20 protein-coding genes are annotated in these 22663 nt (G+C 72.2%); 7 read left to right on the forward strand and 13 right to left on the reverse strand.

Annotation, left to right across the window (positions count from 1 at the left end):
* Positions 1-60: 60 nt before the first annotated feature.
* Positions 61-1470 carry an MFS transporter gene (locus FH608_RS40120; RefSeq protein WP_226900324.1) on the forward strand — a complete coding sequence of 470 codons (1410 nt, stop codon included), beginning with the start codon at positions 61-63 and terminating at the stop codon, positions 1468-1470.
* Here the strand turns inward: FH608_RS40120 and FH608_RS40125 are convergent.
* Both FH608_RS40125 and FH608_RS40130 read right to left on the reverse strand, forming a co-directional pair.
* Positions 1418-1885, reverse strand: coding sequence for a TIGR03618 family F420-dependent PPOX class oxidoreductase (locus tag FH608_RS40125; RefSeq protein WP_139635644.1), 468 nt, complete (start codon positions 1883-1885; stop codon positions 1418-1420). The two genes, FH608_RS40120 and FH608_RS40125, sit on opposite strands and share 53 nt — an antisense overlap.
* 30 nt (positions 1886-1915) lie before the next feature.
* On the reverse strand, positions 1916-2314 hold the full coding sequence (locus FH608_RS40130; protein WP_139635645.1) for an ester cyclase: 399 nt from the start codon (positions 2312-2314) through the stop codon (positions 1916-1918).
* 37 nt (positions 2315-2351) lie between these two features.
* Between FH608_RS40130 and FH608_RS40135 the strand changes: the two genes are divergently transcribed.
* The 3 genes from FH608_RS40135 to FH608_RS40145 all read left to right on the forward strand — a co-directional run bounded on the left by FH608_RS40135 (position 2352) and on the right by FH608_RS40145 (position 5428).
* The gene (locus FH608_RS40135) at positions 2352-3563 is read left to right on the forward strand and encodes an amidohydrolase (protein ID WP_139635646.1); all 1212 of its coding nucleotides are present in this window, start codon (positions 2352-2354) and stop codon (positions 3561-3563) included.
* A 59-nt stretch (positions 3564-3622) separates the two neighbouring features.
* A complete protein-coding gene (locus FH608_RS40140) occupies positions 3623-4696 on the forward strand; it encodes a PrsW family intramembrane metalloprotease (protein WP_139635647.1) in 1074 nt (357 codons plus the stop codon).
* A 111-nt stretch (positions 4697-4807) separates the two neighbouring features.
* Positions 4808-5428 (forward strand): pyridoxamine 5'-phosphate oxidase family protein, encoded by a 621-nt coding sequence (locus FH608_RS40145; RefSeq protein WP_139635648.1) that lies wholly within the window; start codon positions 4808-4810, stop codon positions 5426-5428.
* A gap of 9 nt (positions 5429-5437) precedes the next feature.
* Here FH608_RS40145 and FH608_RS51945 read toward each other — a convergent pair whose 3' ends face one another.
* The 3 genes from FH608_RS51945 to FH608_RS40155 all read right to left on the reverse strand — a co-directional run bounded on the left by FH608_RS51945 (position 5438) and on the right by FH608_RS40155 (position 6560).
* Positions 5438-5605 (reverse strand): hypothetical protein, encoded by a 168-nt coding sequence (locus FH608_RS51945; RefSeq protein ID WP_193318894.1) that lies wholly within the window; start codon positions 5603-5605, stop codon positions 5438-5440.
* A 185-nt stretch (positions 5606-5790) separates the two neighbouring features.
* Positions 5791-5943 carry a carboxymuconolactone decarboxylase family protein gene (locus FH608_RS40150; protein ID WP_226900325.1) on the reverse strand — a complete coding sequence of 51 codons (153 nt, stop codon included), beginning with the start codon at positions 5941-5943 and terminating at the stop codon, positions 5791-5793.
* A 167-nt stretch (positions 5944-6110) separates the two neighbouring features.
* Entirely contained in the window at positions 6111-6560 is a 450-nt protein-coding gene (locus tag FH608_RS40155) for a hypothetical protein (protein WP_139635649.1), read from the reverse strand.
* An 81-nt stretch (positions 6561-6641) separates the two neighbouring features.
* Here FH608_RS40155 and FH608_RS40160 point away from each other — a divergent pair, with 81 nt between their 5' ends.
* Together FH608_RS40160 and FH608_RS40165 are read left to right on the forward strand one after the other, a co-directional pair.
* Positions 6642-7736, forward strand: a complete 1095-nt coding sequence (locus FH608_RS40160; RefSeq protein WP_139635650.1) for an MFS transporter — start codon at positions 6642-6644, stop codon at positions 7734-7736.
* A gap of 102 nt (positions 7737-7838) precedes the next feature.
* Complete coding sequence (locus FH608_RS40165) at positions 7839-8090, forward strand: hypothetical protein (protein WP_139635651.1); 252 nt, start codon at positions 7839-7841, stop codon at positions 8088-8090.
* 122 nt (positions 8091-8212) lie between these two features.
* Here FH608_RS40165 and FH608_RS53280 read toward each other — a convergent pair whose 3' ends face one another.
* The 8 genes from FH608_RS53280 to FH608_RS40220 all read right to left on the reverse strand — a co-directional run bounded on the left by FH608_RS53280 (position 8213) and on the right by FH608_RS40220 (position 20847).
* Entirely contained in the window at positions 8213-9742 is a 1530-nt protein-coding gene (locus tag FH608_RS53280; RefSeq protein ID WP_226900326.1) for a DNA glycosylase AlkZ-like family protein, read from the reverse strand.
* Positions 9743-9788: 46 nt separating this feature from the next.
* Positions 9789-11483 carry an ABC transporter family substrate-binding protein gene (locus tag FH608_RS40185; protein WP_226900327.1) on the reverse strand — a complete coding sequence of 565 codons (1695 nt, stop codon included), beginning with the start codon at positions 11481-11483 and terminating at the stop codon, positions 9789-9791.
* A complete protein-coding gene (locus FH608_RS53285; RefSeq protein ID WP_226900328.1) occupies positions 11480-13705 on the reverse strand; it encodes an ABC transporter ATP-binding protein in 2226 nt (741 codons plus the stop codon). The genes FH608_RS40185 and FH608_RS53285 overlap by 4 nt, the downstream gene beginning before the upstream one ends.
* Positions 13702-14616, reverse strand: a complete 915-nt coding sequence (locus FH608_RS40200; RefSeq protein ID WP_139635708.1) for an ABC transporter permease — start codon at positions 14614-14616, stop codon at positions 13702-13704. Before FH608_RS40200 ends, FH608_RS53285 begins: the two co-directional genes overlap by 4 nt.
* The gene (locus FH608_RS40205; RefSeq protein WP_139635652.1) at positions 14616-15599 is read right to left on the reverse strand and encodes an ABC transporter permease; all 984 of its coding nucleotides are present in this window, start codon (positions 15597-15599) and stop codon (positions 14616-14618) included. Before FH608_RS40205 ends, FH608_RS40200 begins: the two co-directional genes overlap by 1 nt.
* 118 nt (positions 15600-15717) lie before the next feature.
* Positions 15718-18069 carry an AAA family ATPase gene (locus FH608_RS40210; protein WP_139635653.1) on the reverse strand — a complete coding sequence of 784 codons (2352 nt, stop codon included), beginning with the start codon at positions 18067-18069 and terminating at the stop codon, positions 15718-15720.
* Positions 18070-18163: 94 nt separating this feature from the next.
* Entirely contained in the window at positions 18164-19060 is an 897-nt protein-coding gene (locus FH608_RS40215) for a haloalkane dehalogenase (protein ID WP_139635654.1), read from the reverse strand.
* A gap of 11 nt (positions 19061-19071) precedes the next feature.
* Entirely contained in the window at positions 19072-20847 is a 1776-nt protein-coding gene (locus FH608_RS40220) for a tetratricopeptide repeat protein (protein WP_139635655.1), read from the reverse strand.
* 262 nt (positions 20848-21109) lie between these two features.
* On the opposite strand from FH608_RS40220, the gene FH608_RS40225 reads away from it, so the two are divergent.
* Positions 21110-22639, forward strand: coding sequence for an MFS transporter (locus tag FH608_RS40225; RefSeq protein WP_139635656.1), 1530 nt, complete (start codon positions 21110-21112; stop codon positions 22637-22639).
* The last annotated feature ends 24 nt before the right edge of the window (positions 22640-22663 follow it).

Genomic DNA, 22663 nt, shown 5'->3' on the forward strand with positions numbered 1-22663 from the left:
AGCATTCGACACGCGGGCCGGTTAAAGGCGGGTGTTCGTCCACGCTCTAGCCTGAATGTCGTGAGATCCGGGGGAATGCTGGCCGTGCTGCTGTCGGCCTGGTTCATGGCGCAGTTCGACTTCTTCGTCGTCAACGTGGCCGCTCCCTCCATCGAGCACGACCTGCACACGGGCCCCGCCGCGCTGGAGCTGATCGTCGGCGGCTACGCCTTCACCTACGCCGCCGGCATGATCACCGCAGGGCGGCTCGGCGACCGGTTCGGCTACCGGCGGCTGTTCGTCTGGGGCGTGGCCGCGTTCACGATCGCGTCGCTCCTGTGCGGGATCGCCGCGAACCCGGCCCAGCTGGTGGCCGCCCGCCTGCTCCAGGGCCTGACGGGCGCGGCGATGGTGCCGCAGGTGCTGGCCGTCATCTCGGCCGTCTACCCGCCGGAGGAGCGCGGCCGGGCCCTCGGCTGGTACGGCGTCACGGGCGGCCTCGGCTCGATCGCCGGGCAGGTGCTCGGCGGCCTGCTCCTGACCGCCGACGTGCTGGGGCTCGGCTGGCGGGTCATCTTCCTCATCAACCTGCCCGTCGGGCTGGTCGTGGTGCCGCTGGCCCGCTGGCTGCTGCCCGAGGTCGAGACCGCAAGGAAGGCCAGGCTCGACCTGCCGGGCGCGGCCGGGCTGGCCGCCGGGCTCGCCCTGATGCTGGTGCCGCTCGGCCTCGGCAACAGCCTGGGCTGGCCCCTCTGGACGTGGATCAGCATGGCGGCGGCCGTGCCCGTGTTCGCGCTGACCTGGCGCTGGCAGCGGGTGCTCGCGGGGCGCGGCGGCCGGCCGATCCTCGACCTGGCGCTGCTCAAGGTGCACTCCTACCAGGCGGGTGTCGGGTCGATCGTGGCGTTCATGGCGTACTTCGCCTCGTTCATGTTCACCCTGACCCTGCTGCTGCAGCGCGGGATCGGGCTGACGGCCTTCGAGGCGGGGCTGGCGTTCGCGCCGATGGGGGTGCTGTTCTCGGTCACGTCGCTGCTGGGGACGCCGCTGGTCAAGAGGTACGGGCTGATCGTCGTGATGATCGGCGGCGCGGTCATCGGGCTGGGCCTGGTCCTGCTGGTGGTAGCAGGCGGGCTCGGCCTGCCGTACATCATGGTGGCGCTGGTGCTCGTCGGCGCGGGCAACGGGCTGGTGCTGCCGCAGCTCATCGGGGCGGCGCTGGTCGAGGTGGCGCCGCACCAGGCGGGGATCGGCTCCGGCATCCTCAGCACGGCGCAGCAGTTCGCGGGCGCGGGCGGGGTGGCTGTGATCGGCGCCGTCTTCTTCGCGGCGGCGGAGGGCGGCCACCACGTCCACGCCATGCGCCTGTCGGCGGGCATCGACCTGGGGCTGGTCCTGGTCGTGATCGCGTCGGTGGCCTACAACAGGCGCCGGGCGATCAGGAGGGCACGGGCAGCGCCGTCCCGTACAGGCGCGCGGCCCGGATCCTGATCACCATCCGCCGGTCCTCGACCATCTGCCGCAGGAACGCGTACGGGTCGCCGATGCCCTCCTGCATGGCCAGCAGCTCCATGCCGATCTCGTCACCGGGCTCGCTGCTGACCGGCGACAGCTCGGCCTCGCCCTCGGCCACGGCGAACACCCCGAAGTCGTCGCTGGCGACGTAGAGGGCGCAGCCGGGATCCTCGTGGAGCTGGCGGACCTTGAGCCGGTCGGCGATGGTGGAGATCCGCGCCACCCGCTGCTCCGGGTCCCAGGTGTAGTTGACGGTGGACAGGTGAGGGCGGCCGCCGCGCTTGTACGTCGCCAGCGCGCCGAACCGCTGGCCGGCCAGCAGGCTCGACAGCTCCTCGTCGCCGAGCGACCGGGGGGCCAGGGCCCGGGGGGACCCTTCTGGTTGCGACATCCGCCATCTCCCTGTGCGAATACGGATATGTCAGCCTATCCCCAGCTGCCTGTTGAAGGTCTGCGCGTCGGAGATCACCCAGTACTCGGCGAACCTGTCGCCCTCGACGCGCAGCAGGTCGTGCCCGCTGAACGCCACCCTGGTCCCGGCGGCGGCGCTCGCGCCCGGCAGGCCGCCCTTGTACGTGCCGCTGAAGGTCCACCTCGCGGCGACGTGCTCGCCGTCCACGACCGGCCCCACGTCCAGGGTGACCTTGACGTCGTCGAACGGCTGGAACCCCATGCGCAGGGCCTCGATCAACCCGTCGGGGCCGTGCACGTCCATGCCCGGCCAGTGGCCGACGAAGCCGGGGGTGACGAGGTCGCGGGCGAGGTCGAAGTCGCCGTTCCACATCTCGAGAAGCCAGCGTCTGTACAGGTTGGAGGTCATCTGGGGTTGCTACCCAGGACCCGCTAGGTTACGAGTCATGAAATTTGCCATTACCAGTGGATATGTCGTGCCTGTCGATGGCGACCCCATCGACGGCGGCACGGTGCTCATCGAGAACGGGAAGATCGTCGCGGTGGGCCGGGACGTGGCCGTGCCCGACGACGCCACCGTCGTGGACGCCGCGGGCGGCTGGGTGCTGCCCGGCTTCGTCGAGGCCCACGGCCATCTCGGCGTGCACGAGGAGGCCGAGGGCTGGGCCGGCCAGGACACCAACGAGATGACCGACCCCAACGGCGCCCGCCTGCGCGCCCTCGACGCCATCAACCCCGCCGACCTGGCCTTCGCCGACGCACTGTCCGGCGGCGTGACCACCGCCGTGATCAAGCCGGGCTCCGGCAACCCGATCGGCGGGCAGACGGTCGCGATCAAGTGCTGGGGCAGGACCGTGGACGAGATGCTGCTCAAGGAGCCCGCCAGCGTCAAGAGCGCCCTCGGCGAGAACCCCAAGCGCGTGTACGGCGACCAGAAGAAGCTGCCCTCCACCCGGCAGGGCGTCGCCGCCGTGATCAGGGACGCCTTCATGAAGGCGCAGGACTACCGCGCCAGGAGGGCTGCGGCCGCGGCCGAGGACAAGCCGTTCGACCGCGACGCCACGATGGAGATCCTGACCCAGGTGCTGGACGGCGACCTGCCGTGGTGCCAGCACACGCACCGGGCCGACGACATCGCGACCGCGCTCAGGCTGGCCGACGAGTTCGGCTACCGCCTGATCATCAACCACGGCACCGAGGGACACCTGCTGGCCGACGCCCTGGCCGCCAGGAACGTCCCCGTCATCATCGGCCCGCTCTTCACCACCCGCTCCAAGGTCGAGCTGCGCCAGCGCTCGCTGCGCAACCCCGGCATCCTGGCGCGGGCGGGGGTGGAACTGGCCATCACCACCGACCACCCCGTCGTACCCATCCACTTCCTCGTTCACCAGGCCACGCTGGCGGTCAAGGAGGGCATGGACCCCGCCGAGGCGCTGCGCTCGATCACCCTCAACCCGGCCCGGATCATGGGCGTCGACGACCGGGTCGGCGCGCTCAAGCCGGGCCTCGACGCCGACGTGGTGATCTGGTCGGGCGACCCGCTGGACGTCATGAGCCGCGCGCTGCGGGTGTTCGTGGACGGGCGGGAGGTGTACACCTACGCCGACGGCGAGCAGATCGTCGCGGATCCCTATTACCGCGAATCAAGTGACCGTTAAGCGGTTGTAGATGCGCGCCGCGCATAGTGGGCACACCGGCGGAAGAGAGAGGCACCACCATGACAGCCCAGCGCCCCAGCATCGCCCTCGTGATCGGACTGGTCGTCTCCGGTGTCCTGGCGCTGATCGTGCTGGCCGTCATGCTGCTGTCGGGCGGGCCTCTCGGGTTCGGCCTCTCGGCGCTGCTGGCCGTGGCGCCGCTGCCGGTGCTGCTCGCGGCCGTGCTCTCGCTCGACCGGCTGGAGCCCGAGCCCAAGCTGAGCCTGGCGTTCGCGTTCGTGTGGGGCGCCGGGGTGGCGGTCGTGCTGGGCATCGCGCTGACCCTCCTGGGCCAAGCGCTGTTCAGCAGGGCCGGGTACGGCGCCGCGGTGGTCAACGACGTGGGCACCGTGCTGCTGGCGCCCGTGGTCGAGGAGGCGCTCAAGGGCTCGGCGCTGCTGCTGCTCCTGCGCAGGCGCAGGGAGATCGACGGGCTGACCGACGGCATCGTGTACGCGTCCATGGCCGGCCTCGGCTTCGCCGCCGTGGAGAACATCGGCTACTACCTGCTGGCGTACGGCGAGAACGGCGCCGGCGGGGCGGTCCAGCTGTTCGTGCTACGCGGCCTGATCGACCCGCTCGGCCATCCCGTCTACACGTCCATGATCGGCCTCGGGGTCGCGTACGCGCTCACCCGGCGCACCGCGGCCAGGTACGCCGCGATCCCCCTCGGCTACCTCGCCGCCGTCTTCCTGCACGGTCTCTGGAACGGCGCCGCCACCACCGGCTCGCTGGCCTGGCTGGGGGCCGCGTACCTCGTGATCATGGCGGCGCTCGTCCTGCTGATCGTCGTGACTGTCGTCGAGCGCCGCCAGCTCGTCGCGAGGATGGGCGTCTACCTGCCGGGCTACCGGCCGACCGGGCTGGTCACCGACGCCGACGTACGGATGCTCAGCACCCTGTCCGCCCGCAAGGCGGCCCGCAGATGGGCCAGGGGAGCGGGGCTCGGGCGGGCCATGAGCGACTACCAGCAGGCGGCGACCGAGCTGACCCTGCTCCACCTGCGGGCCGAGCGCCAGGGCATGGACCCCGGCAGGTTCACGGCCGAGCGTGACGCGTACCTGGGGATGATGGCGCACGCCCGCCGCTGGTGAGCGGGCTGGGCTCTCGTCCCGCGTACCGGCGGGCGTCTCGTCCCGCGGAACGGCCGTGAAGGCCCAGCGCGCTCTCTGCCAAAATGGCGGAAACCCCCGAAGGGAGCGCTGATGAGCTGGACGGAGATCGGGTCCGAGGAGGAGCTGCGCGAGCTGCTCGGCGAGGTCATGCCGAGGGCGGCGAACAAGGAGCGCGTACGCCTGCACGAGCGGGACCGCCAGTGGCTGGCCGCCTCCCCGTTCTGCCTGATCGCCACGTCCGACGAGGCCGGAAACTGCGACGTGTCGCCCAAGGGCGATCCGGCCGGGTTCGTCCACGTCATCGACGACACGACCATCGCCATCCCCGACCGGCCGGGCAACCGCAGGGCCGACGGGTTCCGTAACGTCCTCAAGAACCCGCACGCGGGGCTGATCTTCATGATCCCGCGCCGTAACGAGACCCTGCGCATCAACGGCCGGGCCCGGCTGGTCCGCGAGGCCCCGTTCTTCGACGAGATGATCGTCAAGGGCCACCGCCCACGCCTCGCGCTCGTGGTGGAGATCGAGCAGATCTTCTTCCACTGCGCCAAGTCGCTCCTGCGCTCCTCGCTGTGGAAGCCGGAGGCGTGGGAACCGGACCCCTTGCCCTCGCACGCGACGCTCGTCAAGGAGCTCCAGCACGTGACCGAGAGCCTGGAGGAGCTGGAGCAGTACTACGGCGAGGCGTACAGCAAGCGGCTCTACGGCTGAGCCGACCGCTCAGGCGGCGGGGGTGGGGCCGCCGGGGAAGCGGATGACGTTGCGGCCGGCGTAGGCCCGAAGGTCGATCACCTTGTGGTCGGCCTGCGGCCTGCGGCGGCCGGCGGAGCGGATGTCGCGGATCTTGTGCCTGGCAACGTGCGGCGGCACCGCCACAAGCCTCTTCATGGTGAGCCCCCCGTGATTCCCTTGTTATCTCTGTTATCTACAGAACTCCCGATAAATTCGCTGTAAGCAGCAGGGTGACGGGCCTGCGCCGCCCGCGCGGCGGGCGGCGCGCGGCGGGGGAGGCGGCGCCCGCCGCGCGCGCCCGTCGGGTGTCAGTACGCGTTCGCGCTCACGGGCCGGGCCACCTACCAGAGCCGCTCGTCGCTCTCACCGGACTTCTTCAGGTCACGGCTGTGCATGTCGACGCAGTAGCCGCAGCCGTTGATCTGGCTGGCGCGCAGCTTGACCAGTCCAAGCGTGGCGTTCGGCAGCTCGCTGTCGTGCAGCGGCTTCTCCACGGCGAGAAGGTGGTGCTACGCCTGCGGGACCTGCTGGGCGACATCGATGCGCTGGGTCATAGGTAGGTGACTCCCTGTCCGTTCTTTTCCGGGAGGACGAGGCAGGCCGTCCAGGTGTGACACCTTCCGCGAAAGAACTGACAGACAACCTCGCGTGGGCGCGCTCCTCAGCCCTGGCAGTTGCCCCAGCTCTTGCGCCCGCCCCAGGCCTCGACCCGGTTGTGCGGGTCGCGGGTCCAGCCGGCGTACCGCACGCACTTCCAGGCGCCGTCGATGTGCCCGGTCTCGGCGTAGAAGCGGTACTTCTGCACGTCCTCCGACCTGCCGCCGCCCTTCACCTCCAGGTACGCGCCGGTGACCGTGCGGGTGCCGGTGTAGGCCGTCTTGATCGCGGCCACGCAGTTCTTGCCGCTCCGCTTGCTGTACATGAGGTACACGTGCCCGAACACCGCCCCGTCGCGGGTCCGCATCGCCCGGTGGCCGTCCTTGACACGATGGAATCCGGCGCCGCAGACGCGCTCCGGGGTGTACGCGGCGCCGGCGGCGTACGCGGCGGAGGGGGTGGCGGCGATTCCGGCCGCGACCAGGGCGGTCGCGATGACCGTACGGGTGAGCACGGATGTCCCTTCGGCAGGGGGATATAAGGACATCGACGATCTTTACTGTGGCATTGCCGAAATATCAAGAGGCGGTGGTAAATGCCGTTGATCGCGGTGTGTGCGGCGTGGGCCGTGTTCTGGGGGTCCTGGTCGGCTCTCCTGCCCGCCATCAAGCTGGAGCTGGGCATCTCGGCGGGCGATCTGGGGCTGGCGCTCAGCGCCGTACCTGTGGGGGCGCTGCCCGCCATGGCGCTGGCCGGGCGGCTGGCACGGGGCCGCGAGCGGGCGGCGCTGATGGCCGCCACGGCCCTGTTCGGGCTCAGCGTGGCCGGGATCGCGTTGGTGTCCGCGCCGTGGCAGCTCCCGGTGGCGCTGCTGCTGGTGGGCGCCGCGAGCGGGGCGCTCGAGGTCGCGCTGAACCTGGCCACCGGGCGTGCCGAGCGCGAGACCGGGCGCCGTCTCTTCCAGCCGGTGCACGCGGCCTTCCCCCTCACGGTCATCGCGGCGGCGCCCGCCACCGGCCTCGCGCGCTCCCTGGGCCTGGACGTCGGCGCCGTCCTGCTGCTCATCGCGCTGATCGTGATCGCCGCGGCCCTGCCGGTGCTCTCCCTGCCCGGGGGCCGTTCCTCGCCGGCGCCCTCCAAGGAGACCGGCAAGCGCGGCCTGTGGGGCGCCGCGATCGTGCTGGGCGCGCTGGCGGCCTGCGTGCTCGTCATCGAGAACTCCGTCGAGCAGTGGTCGGTGCTGCTGCTGGAGGACCATCGCGGCGCCACCCCGCTCCTGTCGAGCGCCGCGCCGTCGGTCTACATGGCGGCGGTGACGGCCGCGCGCCTGGTCATGCAGGCGCTTCCGCGCGTGCCGCTGCGGGCGTTGTACCTGGTGGCGGGGGTGGGCGGCGGGGCCGGAATCGCCCTGGCGGGCCTGGGCGGGAGCGTGCCGGTCTCCATGGCGGGCTTCGCGCTGACCGGCCTGGCGCTGGGCCCGCTGGTGCCCGCCCTGCTCAGCCGGGCCGCCGCCGACGACCCGAGCGGGACGCTGGTATGGGGCATGTCGACGGTCTCCTACGCGGGCTTCGTGATCAGCCCGCTGCTCGTGGCCGGCCTCAGCGCCTGGCTCGGCCTGCCCGCCGCCCTGGCCGCCCTCGGCCTGCTGGGCCTGCCCCTGGTGCTCCGTTTCGCGGTGAATCGCTCCTGACCCTGATTACGACGCCTATCTAGGGAAATTGGACGTTCATTGAGCAAGAAGCACCACGTAACGGGGTATTCCCGGTGCGGACCGAGTGCAGAGGAGATCATCATGACTGTCTGCGAGACCTGCGGCAACGACTACGACATGGCGTTCGAGGTGCACGCGCAGGGGGCCGTGCACACCTTCGACTGCTTCCAGTGCGCGATCGAGGCGATGGCGCCCATCTGCGAGCACTGCGGCACCAAGGTCATCGGGCATGGGGTGCAGTCAGGCGAGCACTGGTACTGCTGCGCCCACTGCGCCCGCCAGGAAGGCACCAAGGGCCTGGTCGACCGCGTCATGGCCACCAGCGCCACCTGACCCGACCCTCCTCGGCCCGGCCATCAAGGAGAGACTGGACCGCAAGGCGTGGGCCATGGCGAACGCCTCCGGCCATCCACCGGTCCGGCACGCGACTCCCGAGGAGCGTGCCGGACCGTGTGCTACGGCAGCAGGGCGTGGACGCGGGCGAGGGCCTCGTCGAGGGACGCCTGGGGGACCGGGTGGGCGAGGTCCACCGTGAGCCGGCCGTCCCTGGCCTCCCAGACCCCGGCGACGCGGCCCTCATGGACCACCACGGGGGAGATCCACCCCGCCTGGCGGCTCACCCTGGCCTTGAGGGGCGGCGGGATGAGCGGGGCCAGGTCACGCGGAGCTCCCAGGATGTACTGGTCGAAGCCGGGCAGCAGATGGACCTCGCTCGAAGGGCTGGTGCCCGCCAGGTCGTCGAGGTGCTCGGTCAACATCAGGAGCCGCCGGCCGTCGTCCGCCTCGACCTCCGTCAGCTCGGGCGCGAGGTCACGGAACCAGCCCTTCAGCAGCGCCTTCCTCGCCGTGCCCCGGAACAACCACGCGTCGAACATCTCCGGCGTCGCCGGCCCGTGCGCGCCCAGGAACGCCCGGACGACGCGCACCCCGGCCTCCTCGTGCGGCGGCAGCGCGGCGGGCCATCCCGGCAGCCATGCGCGCGGGGTGGTGAAGGTGACCCTGCCGTCGCGGGGCGGCCCGTAACACAGCTCCCCGAGGTGGCTCAGCGGCTTGAGCAGCGCGCCCCAGCCGGACGTGAGCGCCTCCTTGAGATGGGCGTCTCCCGTCGCCGCCACCACGGCCTCGACGAGCTCTTCCCTGGTCATCGCCCGCCCGCCGCATTCCAGATCGTCGTACGCGCCACCGCCGCTCGCGCCACCGCCGCTCGCACCGCCGCCGCTCGCACCGCCGCCGCTCGCACCGCCGCCGCTCGCACCGCCGCCGCTCGCACCGCCGCCGCTCGCACCGCCGCCGATCGGACCACCGCCGATCGGACCACCGTCGCTCGCACCGCCACCGGTCGCACCGCCACCGGACGTCCCTGAGCCAGATGACCCGCTGTCCGACGCCTTGGCACCGGTTGGCCGGTCGTCCGACGCCCAGGTGACGGGTGTCTGATCACCAGATGCTCCGGCGGCGGCGGATGGCCGAGCCCCCAGCGTCCGCGCACCGGCTGCGGCCACACCCGGTGGCCGATCGCCGGACGCGGGCGCACCCTTTCCTCGACGGTCAGAGGTCTCTTCACCGGTGGCCCGCAGTGCGGTTGTCTCTGCGCTCAGGACGCCCGGGATGGTGTCGATGAGGGTGGCGATCTCGCCGGCCGTGACGCCGTGGCCGCGCTGCCACGAGCCCTTCTCCCAGAAGCGCGACGTCCCCAGGACGGCGCAGTGGTCGGCCAGCGTGTCGGAGGGCACGAGGTGGAGGGTGCCACGCATGATCCACGTCTTGACCAGCGTGCGGTCCACCCACAGGGCGCGATCGATCTCGTCATGGGCCGGACCGCCGCATCTGATCGCCACCGCGAGCCGGGCCGACGAGGCGACCTGGGCCTGGACGCCGCACAGCCGCCGGGCCACCGCCACGGCATCGGACGCCCCACCCTCGCTCACGAACTGCCTGCGCAGGCGCCATGCGAGGATCTGCGGCCAGGTCACCTTCGTCGTCACGCCTGCTGTTCTACCGGAAGCGGCCGACACTTCCGGCCACGGTCAGTCAGCGGGTGAAGCCGATGTCCTCGTAGCGGAGGTCGTAGAAGCCGCGCGCCCCCACGTTGGCCAGCGTCTGCCGCGTCGCGACGTTCTGCGGGCGCTGGTAGAGCGGCAGCACGTTGACCAACTGCCAGATCAGCGCGTCGGCCTGGTTGGTCGCCGTGCGGGCCTGCGCCGGGTCGAGGGTCTGGGCGGCGCGGCTCATCGCCTGGTCGATGGCGGCCGACCCCGTGCGCCCGAAGTTGGCGTTCCAGTTCTTGCCGTCAGGGGAGTTCGCGTAGATCCCGTAGCTGCTGGAGACCGGGAACGGCGTCCCGATGTACGCGAAGGGCGTGATGTCGAAGTTTCCAGGGATGACGTACCTGGTGAAGAAGTCGTCGCTCGGCACCGCCTGGATGGTGAGCTTCACCCCGATCTGGGCCAGCATGCTCTGCGCCAGCTCGCCCTCCTGCTTGCTCACCTGAACCCCCGAGGGGACCACGAACCGCAGGCTGAGCGGCTTGCCGTTCTTCTGCCTGACCTGGCCGCTCAGCTTCCACCCCGCGGCGTCCAGGAGCCGCCGCGCCCGGTCGGGGTCGTACACCCCGAGCTTGCCGGCGTTGTCCTGGTAGCCCTCCTGGGTGTTCATGAAGAAGTGGTTGTTCAGCAGGGCGATCGGCCAGTCGAGGCCCTGCAGGTCGGACTGCGCGATGGCCTGGCGGTTGATGCCGAGCTGGATGGCCTGGCGGACGTTGCGGTCCTTGAGCAGCTCGCTGGACCCATTAAAGGTGAAATGTCGGAAGTCGGGTCCGGCGGCCTGCCGTACCTCCGCCCCCGGCGTGCCCTTGGCCCGCGCGTAGTCGGGAGCCGACGGCCCCACGTCGATGATGTCCAGCTCCCCGTTGCTGAACGCCCCGACCAGGGAGTCCTGCTCCGACGCCCGATAGATGATCTTGTCGAGCTTGGCTCGCTGCCCCCACCAGGAGTCGTCGCGCACGAGCGTGATCGTCTTGGCCGTCTGGTCGAACCCGCCGAACTTGAACGGCCCGGCCGTCACGGGGATCTTGTTCAGCCAGGCGTTGTCGAACGCGGCGGGCGTGCGGTTGGTGGAGGCCGGCATCAGCGGCCCGAACAGCGACTGCCAGTCGCCGAACGGCTTGTCGAACGTCACCACCACCTCGTAGTCGTCCTCGCCCCGCGCCACCTTCTCGATGTCCTTGTAGCCGGTCGAGGAGGCGATGTGGAAGGCGGGGTCGCGCCCGTTGAGCGCGTGCCACTGGGCCTGGTAGTCGACCCACGTGATCGGCCTGCCGTCCGACCACCTCGCCTTCGGGTTGAGCTGGTACGTGACCACCTGCTTGGGCCGCTGCTCGGTGACCTCGGCGTCGAGGACGTAGGCGCGGTTGAGCGAGATCTCCGCCTTCTCGTCGGACACGAACGGCGTGGGCAGCAGCGCGTTGGTGACCACGGCGGCCACGGCGAGGTTGCCGTCGACGTGGTTCCTGTTCCACTGCGAGGGGAACTCGTTGATGCCCCACCGCAGCGTCCCGCCGTCCTTCACCTGCTCGCGCGGCCGCTCGTTGATGTCGAAGGCCTTGATCGTGCGCTCGTCGCCGTCGCTGGGCGGCCCGGCCGAGCCGCCCCCCGAGCCGCCGCCGCAGCCCGCCAGACACAGCGACCCGGCCACGGCGGCGGCCACGACAAGACGTGATGCTTTCAACGGTCCTCCTGTACGACGTCGCGCCTGCGCGCGTAGTGGCAGGCTGCCCCCTGGTCAGCGCCCAGCGGCCGCACCTCCGGCTCAGACTCCACGCAGAGCCGGCGCTCCTCGTCGGTCAGCTCGGCGCGGAACTTCGGGCACCGGGTGCGGAACCGGCAGCCCGACGGAGGGTCGGCCGGGCTGGGCAGGTCGCCTTCGAGCAGGATCCGCTCCCGCGCGCGCTCACGTACCGGGTCGGGTAGCGGGATCGCCGACAGCAGCGCCTGCGTGTACGGGTGCGCCGGGCCGTCAAAGACCGCGTCGACCTCGCCGATCTCGGCGATCCTGCCGAGATACATCACGGCCACCCGGTCGGCGATGTGGCGCACCACGGCCAGGTCGTGCGCCACGAACAGGTAGGACAGCCCCAGCCGGGCCTTGAGCGAGCCGAGCAGGTTGATCACCCCTGCCTGGATCGACACGTCGAGCGCCGAGACCGGCTCGTCGAGCACCAGCAGCCGGGGCTCCAGCGCCAGCGCCCTGGCGATGCCGATGCGCTGGCGCTGGCCGCCGGAGAAGTCCTGCGGGTAGCGGGCGGCGTGGGCGGCGTCCATGCCGACCAGGCTCAGCAGCTCGCCGACCCGCCGCCCCGGCCGCCGCCCGTGGGTGCGCAGCGGCTCCGCCAGGATGTCGTGCACGGTCATGCGCGGGTCGAGCGAGGCCAGCGGGTCCTGGAAGACGACCTGCATGTCGCGCCGGATCGCCTTGCGCTCGGAGCCGCCGAGCCGCGCGGTGTCGTGGCCGAGCACGACGATGCGGCCGCTCTGCGGCGCGGCCAGCTCCAGGATCTGCGTCAGCGTCGTGGTCTTGCCGCTGCCCGACTCGCCGACCAGCCCCAGCGTCTCGCCCTGCCGCAGGTCGAAGCTGACCCCGGCCACCGCGTGCACCGTGCCGACCCTGCGCTTGAAGACCGCCCCCTTGAGCAGCGGATATTCCTTGACCAGGCCGCGCACCTCCAGCACCGTGCGGCTGCCGCGCTCCCGCGGCTCCGGCGCGGCAGGCCGGCCGGGCCCCGCGGCGGCCTGGCCACGCCCGGCCTGTCCGTGCGCCGGGTGAACGGGAGCCGGGTGTCCGTTCGCCGGGTGGCCCGGAGCCAGGTGGACCGGAGCAGGGTGGCCGGGCTCCGGATGACTGGGCTCCGGAGCGCCGGGCTCCGGATGGCCGGGTGCCGGGTGGACGGGGGGTGCGTGGGCCGGTCCGCCGTGGGAGGGCGCGCCCTCGGGGGGACGCACCTCCGACCAGCGGATGCAGGCCGCCCGATGCCCGGCCCCCACCTCGAACAGCGGCGGCTCACCCTCGTCGCACGCGCTGATCTTCATCGGGCAGCGCGGCGCGAACGGGCAGCCGGGCGGCAGCGCCGCCGGCGAGGGCGGGCTGCCCTCGATGGGCGCCAGGGGCCGGCGGCCGCCCCGGTCGACGCGCGGGATCGAGCCGAGCAGCCCCACGGTGTACGGCATGCGCGTCCGGTAGTAGATGTCGTCCACGTCGCCCACCTCGACGGGCCGCCCGGCGTACATGACCAGCACCCGGTCGGCGAACCCGGCCACCACCCCCAGATCGTGCGTGATCATGATGATCGCGGCGCCGGTCTTGCGCTGCGCCTTCTTCAGGACGTCGAGCACCTGCGCCTGGATGGTCACGTCGAGTGCCGTGGTGGGCTCATCGCAGATGATCACGTCGGGATCGTTGGCGATGGCCATCGCGATGACCACGCGCTGCCGCATGCCGCCGGAGAACTCGTGCGGGAAGGCGAGCGCCCGCTCGCCCGGCCGCGGAATGCCCACGAGGTCGAGCAGCTCGACGGCCTTGACCATGGCCGCCTCCTTGCCGACCCGCTGGTGCACGCGCACGGCCTCGGCGATCTGGTCGCCCACGCGGTAGACCGGGGTCAGCGCGGACAGCGGATCCTGGAACACCATGGAGATGGACTTGCCGCGGAAGGCGTTCAGCTCCCGCTCCGGCGCGCCGATCAGCTCCCGACCGTGCAGCCGCACGGACCCGGTGACGCGCGCCCCCGGCGGCAGCAGCCCCATGACGGCCGCCGAGGTGAGCGACTTGCCCGAGCCGGACTCGCCGACGATGCCGAGGACCTCGCCCGGCCGTACGTCGAGACTCACCCCGCGAACGGCCCGCACATCGTCGAACGACACGCTGAGGTCGCGCACCTCCAGGACCGGGCTCACCGCCGCACCTTCCGCGAGGCCGAGGGGTCGAACGCGTCGCGCAGCGCGTCGCCGACGAGGTTGACCGCGAGCACCGTGACCACCAGCAGCCCTGCCACGAACCAGAAGGTCCACGGCGCGTAGACGGCCGTCCTGGAGCCGTCGGCGATCAGCGTGCCGAACGACACGTCGGGCGGCTGGATGCCGAGGCCGAAGTACGACAGCGAGGTCTCGGTGAGGATGGCGCTGCTGACGTTGAGGGTGGCGTCGACGATCAGCAGCGACGACAGGTTGGGGATCACGTGGCGGAAGATGATGCGGACGGGGGAGACGCCCATGTAGCGGGCGGCCTGGATGAACTCGCGCTCCTTGACCGAGATCGTCATCCCTCTGACGATCTTGGAGGTGACCATCCAGAGGAAGAGCGCCAGCATGATCACGAACAGCGGCCACTGCCCGGCGCCGAACAGCGGCGACATGATCGCCAGGATGAGGAAGGCGGGCAGCACGAGCAGCAGGTCCGTCAGCCAGCTCAGCGCGCGGTCCGTCCAGCCCAGGAAGTAGCCCGCGAACGCCCCGACCACGGCCGACAGCGCCGTGGAGACCAGGGCCGCGAGCAGCCCCACGACGAGCGACTTCTGCATGCCGCGCAGCGTCACCGCGTACACGTCTGACCCGGTTTGGAGCGTTCCGAACCAGTGGCTGGCCGACGGCGGCTGCATGAACGCCGTGAAGTCCTTGTCGGTGTAGGTCCACCTGCCGAACAGCGGCCCCGCGAAGGCCAGCACGAACATCAGCGTCAGCACCGCGAACCCGATCTGCCCCTGCCGGGAGGAGAAGAACCGCCCCGAGACCACCCGCACCCGGGACGGGGCCCGGGTCAGGCCGCCGTCGGACAGCTCTTCAGCCAGCTCCTCCTCGGAGAGCGTCATCATGCCCGCACCCTCGGGTCGAGGGCGGCGCGCAGCAGGTCGGAGGCGAGCGAGGCGCACAGCACGGAGACGGCCGCGAGGAGCGAGATGGCAGCCACGGTGTTGACGTCGTTGCTGAAGATGGAGTTGATCAGCTGCTCGCCCAGCCCGTGCCAGCCGAAGATCTTCTCCGTGAAGGTGGCGCCGACCAGCAGCGCCCCGAACGTGAACGCGAAATAGGTCACCACGGGGATGAGGGCCGTGCGCAGCGCGTGCCGGGTGAGCGCCCGGCGCCTGCTCAGCCCCTTGGCCCTGGCCGTGCGGACGAAGTCGGCGCCGAGCACGTCGAGCATCATGTTGCGCTGGTAGCGGCTGAAGACCGCGGTCAGCCCCAGCGACAGCGAGATCGTCGGCAGGACGAGGTGCTGGAGCCGGTCGAGCAGCTGCCCCCAGAACCCGGCGGTGAGCCCGACGCTGTATTCGCCGCTCACCAGGAGCACCGAGCTGCCGAAGACGTGCTCGTTGGCCCAGGCGGCGACCAATATCAGCATGTTGGCCAGGACGACCACCGGCACGGCGAGCACCACGAAGGACAGCGCGGTCGAGAGCCGGTCGAACCAGCCGTACTGCTTGACCGCGGCGAGCGCGCCCACCAGCACCCCGAGCAGGCTCCCGAACAGCAGCCCCAGCACGACGAGCCGGAACGTCACGCCCATGCGCCGCCTGAGGTCGTCGTTGACCGTGGCGCCCCCCACGGATTTGCCGAAGTCGCCGTGCAGCACCCCGCTCGCCCACGTGGCGTAGCGCTGCATCAGCGGCGTCTTGTCGTTGAGGTTGAGCGCCGAGAGCTGCGCGTCGACGACGGCGGGCGGCGGCTTGGGCGTGCGGTCGGCGTAGTTGGACCGGGGATCGAGCGCCGTGGCCGCCAGAAGGTAGGCGAGACTGGCGGCCACGACGACCAGCACGGCGTAGTTGAGCAGCCTGCGGGCCAGGAACCCCGCCATCGCTCCCCTTCCTACGCGCGACCGACGCCGCTCACTCTACGACATCGAGCCGACACAAAGAGCGAACTCGGAGAGCCGTTCCGGCGATGTCAGCGGCGCCGGAGCCGGCGCCGCAGGGTCAGCGCCCGGACAGCTCGTCGACCGCGGTACGCACGTCCTCGCTGGTGATCGTCGTCAGCTCGGCCGAGCTGGCGGATCCGCCCCGCGAGGCGTGGGCGGCCAGCCGCACGTCGCGGCGCATGGCGGCGCGCTCGAACAGCGACCTGGCGAAACGGCCGTTGCCCAGGCCGTCGATCAGCCGCTCCTCGCACACCCAGGCGAACACCTCGTCGAGGTCGCGCAGCGCCTCGTCGTCGAAGCGGTCGCCGGACTTGTCCGCCAGCAGCACCGCGATCTCGGACAGCTCGCGCGGGGAGTAGCTGGGAAAGGCCACGCGCTGGTTGAACCGGCTGGCCAGGCCCGGATTGGTGGACAGGAACGCGTCCATCTCGCGCTCGTAGCCGGCCAGCACGATGACCAGCCGGTCGCGGTCGTCCTCGGCCCGCTTGAGCAGCGTCTGCACGGCCTCGGCGCCGAACGCGTCGCCGCCCTGGTAGCCGGGGTTGACCAGGCTGTAGGCCTCGTCGATGAAGAGCACGCCGCCGAGCGCCCGGTCGACGAGCTCGTTGGTCTTGATCGCGGTCGCGCCGAGGTGCTGGCCGACCAGATCGGCCCGGTGCGCCTCGACCACGTCGGGCCTGGCCAGCAGGCCGAGCGCGGCGAAGACCCGGCCCACGACCCTGGCGACCGTGGTCTTGCCGGTGCCGGGCGGGCCGACGAACACGAAGTGGCGCATCTGCTGCGGCGTGGGCAGCCCGCGTTCCTGGCGCATCCGCGCCACCTGCAGCTGAGCGGCGATGGCGTGCACCTGCCGCTTGACCGGCGCCAGGCCCGCCATCCTGTCGAGGTCGGCCAGCGCCTCCTCGAGGGTGGGCGTGGCGACGTAGCCGCGGAAGCGGGCCGTCAGGTCCTCGAACGCCTTGGTGACGTCGGGCGTGGTCGTGGTGACGAGATCCTGCGTGGTCGGGGTGCCGCCCGCGCCCACCACCCGCACGTCGCGCGCCTGCGCGGCGGCCTCGACCAGGCTGCGCGCGAACCGGGCGTTGCCCAGCTCGTCGACCAGGCCGCGCCGGTGCACGTCCTCGAACAGGCCGAGCAGCACCCGCCCGGTCGCGGCGTCCATCGTGTCGCCCCTGCGCCGCTGCAGCAGCTCGGTGACCTCGACCAGCTCGGCCGGGGAGTAGCCGGGAAAGCGCACCCGGGTGGCGAACCTGCTGGCCAGGCCGGGGTTGCTGGACAGGAACGAGCCCATCTCCTGCTCGTAGCCGGCCAGGATGATGATCAGCCGGTCGCGGTCGTCCTCGGCGCGCTTGAGCAGCGTCTGCACGGCCTCGGCGCCGAACCTGTCGGGCTGCCCGTCGGAGGAGTTGACCAGCCCGTACGCCTCGTCGATGAAGAGCACGCCGCCGAGCGCCCGGTCGACCAGCTCGTTGGTCTTGATCGCGGTCGCGCCCAGGAACTCGCCGACCAGGTCGGCCCGCTGCGCCTCGACCACGTAAGGGGTCTCCAGCAGGCCGAACGCGTAGAAGATCTTGGCGAGCGCGCGGGCCACGCTGGTCTTGCCGGTGCCGGGCGGGCCGACGAACACGAAGTGCCTGGTCGGCCGCTCGGTGGTGTAGCCGGCCTCGGCGCGCAGCCTGGACGCCTCGATGGAGGCGGCGATCGAGCGCACCTGCTCCTTCACCGGGGCCAGGCCGACCATGCTCTCCAGCTCGCCGAGCGCCTCCTCGACGGAGATCTGCGGCAGCCCGCCGGCCTTGTCGGGCAGTGCCTCCGGCCGGCCCTCGCGGACCCGGACCCGCACCTGCCGCTCCTCGGCCGCCGCGCTCGCCGCCCTGACCCTGCGGGCCAGCGCGAACCGGTAGATCAGCAGGGCGGCGGCCACGGCGTACGCCACCCAGACCGCCGCGCCGGCGGCGACGAAGGTGAGCGGCACCGCGATCACCCCGGCGGAGGCGAGCGCGAGCAGCGTGGTCGCCCAGGGCGCCACCCAGCGGATGAGGTGGGCGGCCGCGGCGACGGGCAGGGCCAGCGCGACCATCAGGTGCACCGAGCCGGAGCCCGCGGGGAACAGCCCGGAGAAGACCACGAGCGCCAGCGGGATCCAGCCCGCGACCACCAGCACGGTGGCGGCGGCGCGGGGGAAGCGCATGGCCAGCGCGACGAACGCGAGCAGCAGCAGGACGGCGGGGAAGGTGCTGAGCAGATCCCATCCGAGTGCCGCGCCCACGCCCATGACGGCGACCAGCACGACCACGTAGAGGACCCGGCGCACGGCCGGCGGAATCTGGTAATAACGCAGCCGAACCTTCTCGAACAGATCCCGCGCCGCGGCCCTCCCCGCGGCCTGGGCCCTGCCGGACTCCTGCATCACGCCTCCCCGGTCCGCCCCCGGTTATACCGCACCGGGCCGACGATTGGGCGTTCCTGACACGCTGGGGTCGCGGTCCCGCGCGCTCGCCGCGTCAGGTGGCGGCGACGAAGCCGGCGATCCGCCGGCCGAGCTCCGCGCCCGCGTCCTCCTGGAGGAAATGTCCCGCGCCCCTGATCACGGGGTGCCTCAGCCCGGACGTGCCCGAGATCGACCTGAGCAGGACGGGCGCCATGCCTCCGGTGATCGGGTCGCCGTCGGAGAACGCCACCAGGAACGGCCGGTCGAGCGTGGTGAGAACCTCCCAGGCGGCGCGGTTAGCGGGGGAGGCCGGGTCGTCGGGCGTGATCGGGACGAGCCCCGGCATGGCGCGCGGGCCCGCCTTGTAGGACTCGTCGGGGAACGGCGCGTCGTAGGCCGCCCGCACCTCCTCCGGCAGCTCCGTCCTGCAGCCGGCCTGGACGAGCCGGGCGATGTCCAGCACGGGCGCCTTGAGCACGGCGTTCCTGAACCGGTGCCAGACCTCGGGCATGGGAATGTCACCGGTGGGCAAGCCCGTGTTGGCCGCGACGATCCTGGCGATCCTGCCGGGGTGCTCGGCGGCGATCCGCAGGCCGATCAGGCCGCCCCAGTCCTGGCCGACCATGGTGACGCCGCTCAGGTCGAGCGCGTCGAACAGCAGGGCCCGGGTCCACTCGACGTGCCTGGCGTAGGTGTGGTCGGCCTGGTCGGCCGGCTTGTCGGAGCGACCGAACCCGACGAGGTCCACGGCGATGGCGCGCAGCCCCGCCGCGGCCAGCTCGGGCATGACGTGGCGGTAGAGGAACGACCAGCTCGGCTCGCCGTGCAGCAGGACGACGGGCTCCCCGCCGGAAGGGCCCGCCTCGACGTACGCCATGCGCGGGCCGCCGTCGATCTCGGCGTAGCGGGGTTCGTACGGGAAGCCGGGCAGGTTCGCGAAGCGCTCTTCGGGGGTGCGCAGCGTACGCATAGAACAAGATTCTAGCGCCGCTGGTGCCGTCCGGGGAATTCGCCCACGAGGACCTGTTTGGGGGTGACGCGCAGCACGTCCGCGTCGGCCAGGGCGATCCCGCGCACCTCCACCCAGAACCGCCGCTGCAACGGGTCCGCCGCGAAGACCGCCACCCTGGGGTCCTCCTCGACGGCCTCCCACGCCTCCGACTCCATGATCACCCGCAGCTCGCCCGACGACGTGACGGACGCGACCGCGCCGGCGACCCTGGGGCCGAGGGAGTCGCCGTAGGACAGGACGACGCTCCTGGCGTACGAGAAGGTCTGGCGCACCTCCGGGTCCAGCGCCACGGACGGCTCGGCGCCCACCGGCAGGTCGCACATGAGCAGCGAGGAGCGCCACGGGCCCGGCCCGCCCCGCCACCAGGCCCGCGCCGCCCGTACGGCGAACACCGCCACCGCCGCCCCCATCGCCCCCAGCCCGGCCCGCCACGCCCACGCCGCCCGGTCCTCCTGCAGGCCCAGCGCCGGCGACAGGCCGCCCAGCGCGCAGGCGAGGGCCGACAGGACGACGAGCGCGGTGGCGACGGCCAGCCACCGGTCGCCGCGGGGGCGGACCCGCAGGTAGCCGCGGACCATCGGGTACGGCACCGCGAGCGCCGCCACGGCCGCCCCCGGCTCGACCGCCAGCGCCCCGCCGACCAGCGGGACCAGCACGGACCACGTCCTGGCGAGCACCACCCAGAGGGTCACGACGGCGTCGCGCCTCGCGACCCGCTCCGCCTGGGCGGGAGGGGTGTCCGTCCGGACACGCCCGATCTCCGCCAGCGCCTTCAGCGGCCGGCCGCGCCACGCCTCCGCCAGCGCGCGTACGGCGGCCAGCGCGGGCCAGCCCAGCACGACGATTCCGGCGAGTCCCGCCCATATCGGGTCGAACACCGGCGGCACCGACGGCATCGCCCCCAGCAGCAGCCAGGCGGCGAACGCGGCCGCCGACACCGCAGCGGACCCGGCCGCCGCGCCGAGCCAGGGGTCCCTGCCGAGCATCGCGGGCACGTACGACCAGACGCCCACCCGCCGGGCCTGGCGGACGGTGAGCGGCACCAGCAGCACGAGCAGCGCGAACCCGCTCAGCTGCGCCTGCGCGCCCCAGTCGAGGAACAGCGCGGCCCCGACGATCGCGAGCGTGGCGACGGCCGTCAGGAGGCGGACCTGGCGCGACCACACCTCCAGCGCCCGCCTGGCCCGGCCCGTCTGGCGCGGGTCCACCGGCCAGGCGGGGTCGTGGTGCGGGCGGGGCGGCTCCCAGCGCAGGAGGGACAGCCCGAGGTTCACCCGTGCCTGGGGATGGCCGGGGTGGAGGGCGAGCGCGGCCCGGTACGCCCGCTCGGCGCCGGCGTGGTCGCCGCGCAGCAGGGCCAGGTCGCCCAGCGCCACCTCGGGGCCGGGCTCCTCGGGCGCGAACCGCGCGGCGAGCGCGGCCTGCTCCACCGCGTCCCGCCAGCGGCCGGGCAGGCGGCGCAGGACGGAGGCCAGGCGCAGGCGGGCCGGCCACGAGCCGCCCGCCAGCCGCACCGCCCGCTCGGCGGCGGGCGCGGCGTCGGCGTCGCGGCCCAGCCTCTCGTGGGCGAGGCTGATGAGCCGGTACGCCCACTCCGCCCCGGGGTCCAGGTCGGCGGCGTGGCGGGCGGCGTCGAGAGCGGACTCGGGGCGGCCGGCGTTCAGCCTGTTCAGGGCCTCGTCACACCATTCACGTGAGGATCGGTCGGAAATATTGCCATTCGTGCCACTTGCGTCCGTCCCCACGTCTCTATGATCGGCGGGAGGGCGAAAGTTGGATAGATGCCGACATATGGCTGTATCTCTCTAGAGAGGTGCGAGGGTGCGGGTGGATCGTCCGATACCGCTATGACAAGTCCCGGACATGCCCTAAGCTGCGACGGAAGCCGGAGCGGTGGAAGTCGCGGCTGACCAGCCCAGGAGCAGTGCGCGTCGAGCGGAGCTTCCCGCACCACCGACCCAAGAGCACGTGCGGGCCCTGTCGACGGATCGGCCTGCAAGGAGGCCCATGACCGTCACGCAGGCCGCGCCCGTCCGGAAGAATGCCGATCGGGAGCAGCGGGACCGCCGCTGGTCCATTCTCGTGCTGCTGTGCGTGAGCCTGCTGCTGATCACCATCGACGCGACGGTGCTGCACATCGCGGTGCCCGCGCTGACGGCCGCGCTCGATCCCTCCGCGGTGCAGCTGCTGTGGATCATCGACGTCTACTCCCTGGTGGTCGCGCCGCTGCTGATCGTGTTCGGCACGCTCGGCGACCGGTACGGGCGAAAACGGCTGGTCCTGTGCGGCTACGTGCTGTTCGGCCTGGCCTCGGCCGGGGCCGCGCTAGCCCCCACACCGACGGCCCTCATCGGGGCCAGGGCGCTGCTGGGCGTCGGCGGCGCCATGATCATGCCGGCCACGCTCTCGCTGATCCGCCAGGTGTTCACCGACAGGCGCGAGCGCGCCATCGCGCTGGGCGTCTGGAGCGCGGTCGCGGCGGCCGGAGCCGCGGTCGGCCCGCTCATCGGCGGGGTCCTCGTCGGCATCTGGTGGCCCGCCGTCTTCCTGATCAACGTGCCGATCCTGCTGGCCCTGCTGCCCGCCGCGGTCCGCCTGCTCCCCGACTCTCCCGTGCGCAAGGACCGCCCGTGGGACGGCCGGAGCGCCGTGCTGTCGGTATTCGGCATCCTGGCGCTGGCGTTCGGGCTGAAGGAGGCCGGCGCGGGCACCCTCATGCCGCTGTGGGCGTCGGTGCTGGTGTTCCTGGGCGGGCTCGGCCTGCTGGGCGCCTTCGTCCGCCGCCAGCGGCGGCTGCGCGTGCCGCTGCTGGAGATCGGGCTGTTCAGGCGGCGCGAGTTCGCGACCGGCGTGGCGGGCGTGCTGCTCGGCGTGTTCTCGCTGGTGGGCCTGCAGCTCATGCTCGCCCAGTACCTCCAGCTCGTGCTCGGCGACAGCCCGCTGCGCGCCGCGATCAGGATGCTGCCGCTGGTCGTCTCGGCCATCACCGGCGGGCTCGCCGCCGCCCACATCCTGCCCAGGATCGGCATGCGGGCCACGATGAGCGGCGGGCTCGGGCTCGTCGCGCTGTCCCTGACCCCCACCCTGGGCTGGGGCGTCGAAGGCCATCCCGTGATGCTCGCGCTCTGCTTCGTGGGCATCGGGTTCGGGGTGCAGGTGGCGCTGCTCGCCGCCTCCGACACGATCATGTCCTCGGCGTCGGAGACCCAGGCGGGCGGGGCCGCGGCCATCGAGGAGACCGCGTACGAGCTGGGTGCCGGGCTCGGCGTGGCAGTGCTCGGCACGATCACCACGATCGTGTACGCCCCGGCGCTGCCCGCCGTGCCCGGCGTGCCCGCGGGCGAGATGAACGAGGCCCGCCAGTCCCTCGCGTCGGCCGCGCACGTCGCCCACGAGGTCGGCGGCAGCGCGGGAGGCGCGCTCATGGACGCCGCCCGCTGGGCCTTCGTCAACGCCCTGCACACGACCGTGGTCGTCAGTGTCGTCCTGCTCAGCCTGACCGCCATCGCGGTGGCCATGCTGCTCAGCCGTGATTGAGGTGTGCCGTGTCCCGATTAGGGC

It is taken from the genome of Nonomuraea phyllanthi, from assembly GCF_006334985.2.
GTDB lineage: Bacteria > Actinomycetota > Actinomycetes > Streptosporangiales > Streptosporangiaceae > Nonomuraea > Nonomuraea phyllanthi.